The sequence below is a fragment of the Arenimonas malthae CC-JY-1 genome, assembly GCF_000747075.1.
Classification (GTDB): Bacteria; Pseudomonadota; Gammaproteobacteria; order Xanthomonadales; family Xanthomonadaceae; genus Arenimonas; species Arenimonas malthae.
In genome coordinates, this window is sequence record NZ_AVCH01000033.1 from 1 (window position 1) to 5,373 (window position 5,373).

Here is a 5,373-nt window from a genome sequence, read left to right on the forward strand (position 1 = left end):
CGGTCATGAAGGTGGCCAGGGTGCCGCCCAGCACGGCGCGCAGGCCGAACTTGGCCAGGTCCTGGCGCCGCTCGGGGGCCAGGCCGCCGATGCCGCCGATCTGGATGGCGATGGAGCTGAAGTTGGCGAAACCGCACAGCGCGTAGGTGGCGATCAGGCGGCCCTTCTCGGTGAGCTCGACGCCGTCCACGCGGCCGTTGACGATGTCGGCCAGCTGCAGGTAGGCCACGAATTCATTGATCACGATCTTCTGGCCGATCAGCGAGCCGACCGTGTTGGCGTCCTGCCAGGGCACGCCGATGACCCAGGCGATCGGCGCCAGCACGTAGCCGAAGATGGTGGCCAGGTCGGTGGGCTTGCCCAGCATGGCGGCCACGCCGGTGACGTCGCCCAGCCAGGTCAGCGGCGCGTTGATGAGTGCGATCAGGGCGATGAAGGCCAGCAGCATCGCGCCGATGTTGAGCGCCAGGCGCAGGCCGTCGGCGGCGCCGGCGGCGGCGGCGTCGATGATGTTGCTGGAGGTCTTCTCGACTTCCATCTTCACCGTGCCGCGGGTGAGCGGGGTGCCGGTTTCCGGGATCAGCAGCTTGGCCACCACCAGGGTGGCGGGCGCGGCCATGATGGACGCGGCCAGCAGGTGCTTGGCGTAGAAGGCCTGCTGCTCCGGGTCGCCGCCGCCGAGCATGCCCACGTAGGCCGCCAGCACGCCGCCGGCGATGTGGGCCATGCCGCCGATCATCATGGTGATCAGCTCGGATTCGGTCATGCGCGGGATGTACGGGCGCACCGTCAGCGGCGCCTCGGTCTGGCCGATGAACACGCTGGCGCAGACGCTGGTGGTTTCGGCGCCGGACACCTTCATCACCTTGGTGATGGCCCAGGCCATGGCGCGCACGATCGCCTGCATCACGCCAAGGTGGTACATCACGCCCATCAGCGCGGCGAAGAAGATGATGGTGGGCAGCACCTGGAAGGCGAAGATGAAGCCGAACTTCGAGGTGTCCATCAGGCTGCCGAAGATGAAGTTCGAGCCGGCGGAGACGAACTCCAGGATCTTCACGAAGCCGTGGCCGAGCCAGTCGAACACCTCGCGCCCGCCCGGCACCAGCAGCACCAGGGCCGCGAAACCGATTTGCAGGGTGATGCCGGTGAGCACCAGCCGCCAATCGACCGCCCCCTTGTTGTTGGAGAAGAGCCAGGCGATGCCGATCAGGACCGCCAGGCCGAAGAGGCCGAAAAGGATGCTGGTGACCATGGAATGAGACCCCGGGAAGATGCGGCAGGGTAGTTCACCGCGCCCCGCCCGGGCAATGCGGGTTCAGTCGCCCTCGCGGGCCACCACGCGGTTCCGGCCGCCGGCCTTGGCCGCGCGCAGGCGCTGGTCGGCCCGTTTCATCAGGCCCGACAGGTCGTTGGCGTCCTGCGGGCAGCAGGCCAGGCCGGCGCTGAGGGTGAGCTTGCGCGGCTCCACGTCGGGCTCGGGCAGGAAGGGCGCGGCCTCGAGCTTGCGGCGCAGGGCTTCCATGCGCTCCCAGGCGGCGCCAATGGGCAGCGGCAGCATCAGCACGAACTCCTCGCCGCCGACGCGGATCATCGGCTCCTCGCGGCCCAGTTCGCGGCGCAGCACCGCCACGGCGTGGCGCAGGGCGCGGTCGCCGGCCAGGTGGCCGAGTTCGGCGTTGATGTGGCGGAAGTGGTCGAGGTCGACCAGGGCCAGGGTGAGGGTGCGGCCTTCGCGCCGCGCCGATTCCACCTTCGACGGCACCTGGGTGTTGAGGTAGCTGCGGTTGTGCAGGCCGGTCAGGCCGTCGGTGCTCGACCACTGGGTCAGGCGCTGGGCGCGGAACACGATGACCGCCGTCACCAGCGTGGCCGCCAGCAGCAGCACCAGCCGCTGCAGCTGCGAGGAGGCGTGCACGGTGCCGTAGTCGGCCGACACCAGCGGGCCGTCGGCGAAGGCCACCACGGCCAGCCAGAGCAGCGACGACTGCGCCAGCGCCAGCGTGCCGGCGAACAGCGTGACGCGCAGGTCCTGGCGCAGCGCGGTGGCGAAGACGGCCAGCAGGTAGCAGCCCCAGACCACGGTGCTGTTGAGCGTGGCCACCGGCGACGAGAGCAGGCCCAGCAGCACCAGCACGAAGCTGACCAGGCTCACGTCGAAGGCCGACGACACCATGGGAAGCCACGCCGGCCGGCGCTTGCGCTGGGCCATGCGCAGCCAGGCCCAGCTGAAGAGCGTCACGCCCGTGGCCCCGGCCAGGCCGGCCAGGCTGTCGGTCGGCTGGCCATCGGTGAGCGCGTTGAGCAGCGGCAACAGCAGGAGCAGCCCGGCCACCAGCAGGCGCAGGCGGGCGACCAGCAGTTCGCCACCCGCGCCGATTTCCAGCAGCAGGTCGTCGGGACGCTCGCGCAGCGCGGCCGCGAGGTCGTCCAGGGTTTCTCTCAGGGTACTCACGCCGGGGGTCGTGGCCTGGGGACGGTGGGACGAGGATACGACGCCCCGCCGCGTGCTGTCAGGCCGGCAGCCCCTGGAAGGCGACCCACAGGCCCAGGCCGGCGAACAGCGCCGCCGCGGCGTAGCGCGCCGCCTTGAGCGGCAGCCTGGCGGCGAAGCGCGCGCCCAGCAGCACCACCGGCACGTTGGCGATGGCCATGCCCAGCGTGGTGCCGGCCACCACCTGCCACAGCGGCGAGTACTGCGCCGCCAGCACGATGGTGGCGACCTGGGTCTTGTCGCCGATCTCGACCAGGAAGAAGGCCACCAGCGTGGCCAGGAAGGCGCCGTATTTCGGCGTCTTCGCTTCGTCTTCCTCGAGCTTGTCGGGCACCAGGGCCCAGGCGGCCACGGCCAGGAAGGACACCACCACGCCCCAGCGCAGGACTTCCGGGCTGACCCAGCCGGTCACCAGCGCGCCCAGCCAGCCGGCCAGGGCGTGGTTGAGCAGGGTGGCCACCAGGATGCCGGCGATGATCGGCCAGGGCTTGCGGTAGCGGGCCGCCAGCACCAGCGCGAGCAGCTGGGTCTTGTCGCCGATTTCCGCGACGGCGACGGCGAGGGTGGAAACGAACAATGCGTCCAAGGAAGACTCCGGGGCCGGGTGTGGGGCAAGGGAAGGCCGACGCCCCGCCACCCGGCCCGGGTGAGCGACGCGTCTGCCTCCGGTCTTGCCCGCAAGGCCTTCGCCTTGCCCGCGCACCATGGCGGTTGCCAAGTGTGTTGATGCGCGGAAGCCCCGTGGGGGCCGGGCTACTCCCCGAAGTCAGGGAAAGCGCGGGGATTATAGCGGGATCGGCGGGCCGCAGAAATCCGAGGCTGTGAGCGCCGGCAGGCGGTGGGGCGCCGACGCGTCGAGCTGGCGGTCGCGGAAACGGCGGCCGGCGAATCGCTGCGCGTGCAGGCGCGCCGCTTCGGCTTCCAGCTGCGCGCGCTCCGCGTCGTCGAAGCCGGCCCGCTGCGCCCACGAGGAATGCGTTTCGCGTCCGAACAGCCGGTCGGCCAGGACCCGCTGCACGTAGGCCGCCCGCGCGTCGTCCGGGACCAGCCCGTCGCCCAGGTCCGAGTCATTGCCCAGGGCGCGCGCCAGCGCGGACGCGGCCTCGGGTTCCCCTGCTTGCGCAGCCGCGAACAGGTGCCTTGCCGCGTCGCGCCGCCAGGCGTCGAAGCCCGGGTGCTGGTAGATGCCACGCTGGAAGCGGAACTGTTTTCCGATGGAGAAATACAGCACCTGCGACGGCGCATGCCCGGCCGCCGCCGCCGGCGCCAGCAGGGCGAGCGCGCCGACTTCGGTGCCCGGGTTGGCCTCCCGGCAGGCGGCCGTCTGTTGGATGCGCAGCAATTGCGCCTCGGCCAGGGCGTTGGCGGCCTCCAGATTGCCCTCCTGCTCGAGCCTTTCCTCGTAGTCCGAAGGGCCTGCCTCCTGCGGGCGCGCGCGCAGCATGCGGCAACGCATGCGTTCGATGGCGAGGCGGCAGCTGGCTTCGGGATGGCCGGCTTCGGACCAGCGCTGCAGTTCGGCCATGCGCTGGGCCAGCGGCAGGGTTTCGGCAGGCAACATGGACACCGGCGCATCGGCGCGCAGCGACTCGGATTCGGCGGGAGCTGCGGTGGCCCGCGTCGCGGGTGATTCCTCCGGCACAGGCCGGTCCTTCCCACTCGGCGTGGGCGCCGCGGTGGTCGGTCCCGGCCACAGGCGCCAGCCTGCCGCGACGAGCAGGGCAGCGACGAGTACCACGCTGGCGACGCGCCCGGCGCGGCTCATTTCTTCAACCCCGGGATGGGCTGGCTGCAGGCCTGGCCGCTGCCTGCCATCAGCGGCATGCCGTGGTCGGTGGGCTCGGTGTTGGGGTCCACCTCCAGGCCATTGAAATACTCAAGGTGCCAGCGACGCGCCAGCGCCTGCGCCTCCTGCTGGAGGGCCGGATCCGCGCGGGGCAGGCTCGCCGCGATCTTCGCCGCCTCGGGATGCTGGCCGGCGAACAGCACCATCAGCTCCATGCGGGCGCGTTCCCGAAGCGGGTCGGGTGGCAGCAGCGCCGCGAGCTGGCCGCCGAAAATGGGCTCCTGCGCCAGCATCAGGTGCAGCGCCGCCTCCGGGTAGCCCGCTTCGAACACCGCCTGCAGCATGGCCGGCGCCTCGCGGCGCCAGGTGTCGAAGTCCGGCGTGGAAAGGAAGGCGTAACTCTCGCCGGGAACGCCGAAGGCTTCGCCCTTGGCATAGCGAAGCATGGCCTCGGGTTCGCCCGCGAAGGCGGCCTGGCGCAGATAGTTGAAATGGCGACCGCCGTACTTTTCGATCAGGTCGGAGCAGCGGTTGGGATGCTCCTCGTTGCCGCCTCTGCGCCGGGGGCCGGCAAGCACCGCTTTCTCGCGGCAAGCATGCAGCTCCGCCGCCAGCTGGCAGGCGGCGCGGGCATCGCCGCCGTCGGCGCGGGCGACGAGCTCGGCCAGCGGCGGCAGCGGTTCGACCGGGCGCGGCGTGCCGTTGGCGTCATAGCGCGCAACCGCGCGCGTGGGTTTCGCCGAGGGTTCGACCGGCAGGCTGGTGAGGCCGGGCAGGGGGGCGGCAGGCTCACTTGCATCGCCGGCCACCTCATCGTGGCCGCGCCTCATCAGGATGACGGCAGCGGCAACGAGCAGCAGGGCGCTCGCAACCAGGGCAACGCGGAAAGAAGTTCGCATCAATCCGGGACGGGCGCGGGGGAGGGCCAGTAGACCCCGATCCCGCGCCCGGCTTCAACCCGGACTATTTCCCGGTCAATCCACGCGCCGCGGCGCGGTGGCGATGCGGGTGACGATGCCGTCGGCGTGCACCACGGTCACGTCGTCGGGCTCCGGCGGGGCCGGGGGCGTGGGTGGGGCGGGCGGTGCCGGCG

Annotated in this window: 5 protein-coding genes; all 5 read right to left on the reverse strand. The window is 71.4% G+C overall.

The features are described 5' to 3' along the window. Nucleotides 1–1,255 (reverse strand): NupC/NupG family nucleoside CNT transporter (locus N790_RS02785; RefSeq protein ID WP_043800427.1); only part of this gene is annotated, 1,255 nt, incomplete at its 3' end. 63 nt (nucleotides 1,256–1,318) lie between these two features. Next, nucleotides 1,319–2,455, reverse strand: a complete 1,137-nt coding sequence (locus tag N790_RS15095) for a GGDEF domain-containing protein (protein WP_052385637.1) — start codon at nucleotides 2,453–2,455, stop codon at nucleotides 1,319–1,321. Between the two features lie 58 nt (nucleotides 2,456–2,513). After that, nucleotides 2,514–3,080: a TMEM165/GDT1 family protein gene (locus N790_RS02795; RefSeq protein WP_043800430.1), complete on the reverse strand. Its 567-nt coding sequence runs from the start codon at nucleotides 3,078–3,080 to the stop codon at nucleotides 2,514–2,516. A 198-nt stretch (nucleotides 3,081–3,278) separates the two neighbouring features. After that, on the reverse strand, nucleotides 3,279–4,259 hold the full coding sequence (locus N790_RS02800) for a hypothetical protein (protein WP_169742134.1): 981 nt from the start codon (nucleotides 4,257–4,259) through the stop codon (nucleotides 3,279–3,281). After that, nucleotides 4,256–5,179, reverse strand: coding sequence for a hypothetical protein (locus N790_RS02805; protein WP_169742135.1), 924 nt, complete (start codon nucleotides 5,177–5,179; stop codon nucleotides 4,256–4,258). The genes N790_RS02800 and N790_RS02805 overlap by 4 nt, the downstream gene beginning before the upstream one ends. Nucleotides 5,180–5,373 lie beyond the last annotated feature (194 nt).